The organism is Brevundimonas sp. CURTG3B2_SDJG (genome assembly GCF_057364705.1).
Genome location: NZ_JBNFOJ010000497.1, coordinates 1 through 1,177 on the forward strand (window position 1 = coordinate 1; position 1,177 = coordinate 1,177).

Consider the following 1,177-nt stretch of genomic DNA (forward strand, 5'->3'; position numbering starts at 1 on the left):
GCGGCGGGCGAGATCGGCCAGGCCGTGACGGCTGGCGGGTTCCGGCCGTTCCTGCTGGACGGGGTGACCGGGTCGGGCAAGACCGAGGCCTATCTCGAGGCGGCGGCGCGCGCGCTGAGGGCCGATCCGACAGCCCAGGTCCTGATCCTGCTGCCCGAGATCGCGCTTACCCAGGCCGTCATCGAGCGGATCGCGGCCCGGTTCGGCGCGGCGCCGGCGGAATGGCACTCGGGCGTCGCCCCGCCAAGGCGCCGGCAGGTCTGGGAGGCGGTCCAGGCCGGCCGCTGCTCCATCGTCGTCGGCGCGCGCTCGGCGCTGTTCCTGCCCTACGCCAATCTGCGCCTGATCGTGGTCGACGAAGAGCACGACGGCTCGTTCAAACAGGAGGAGGGGCTGGTCTACCACGGGCGCGATCTGGCGGTGGCGCGGGCCCGGATCGAGGGCGCGACGGTGGTCCTGGCCTCGGCCACGCCCTCGCTGGAGACGCTGTGGAACGCCCGACAAGGCCGCTATGGCTGGCTGAAGCTGGGCGCGCGGCATGGCGCGGCGGTGTTGCCCGACATCCGGCTTCTGGACCTGCGCGAGGCGCCGCCCGATCCCCAGACCTGGCTGTCGCAGCCCTTGCGCGAGGCGATCGCCGAGACCTTCGCCAAGAGCGAGCAGACGCTGCTGTTCCTGAACCGCCGCGGCTATGCGCCGGTGGTGCTGTGCCGGGCGTGCGGGCACCGGCTGACCGCGCCGGACACCGACAGCTGGCTGGTCGAGCACCGCTACACCGGCCGGCTGGTCTGCCACCTGACCGGCTTCTCCATGGCGCGCCCCCGCCATTGCCCGTCATGCGGAGCGGAAGACTCGCTCGTCTCGGTCGGTCCCGGGGTCGAGCGGGTCGAGGAGGAGGTGCGCCAGCTGTTTCCCCAGGCGCGGACGGCGGTGTTCAGCTCGGACACCGTGCCGGACGGCAAGTCGGCCCGCGCCTTGATCCAGGCCATGGCCGACGGCGAGATCGACATCCTGGTGGCGACCCAGGCCGCCGCGAAAGGCCATAACTTCCCGCGCCTGACGCTGGTCGGCGTCGTCGACGCGGACCTGGGCCTGCGGGGCGGCGACCTGCGCGCCGCCGAACGCACCTTCCAACTGCTGACCCAGGCGGACGGGGCGGGCCGGCCGGGCGGACCGG

General features: G+C 73.3%; 1 protein-coding gene. It reads left to right on the forward strand.

The window, feature by feature from the left end:
* Positions 1–1,177, forward strand: a 1,177-nt coding sequence (gene priA / locus AC2W7C_RS18190; protein WP_486002604.1) for a replication restart helicase PriA, incomplete at both ends; no start/stop codon positions are given.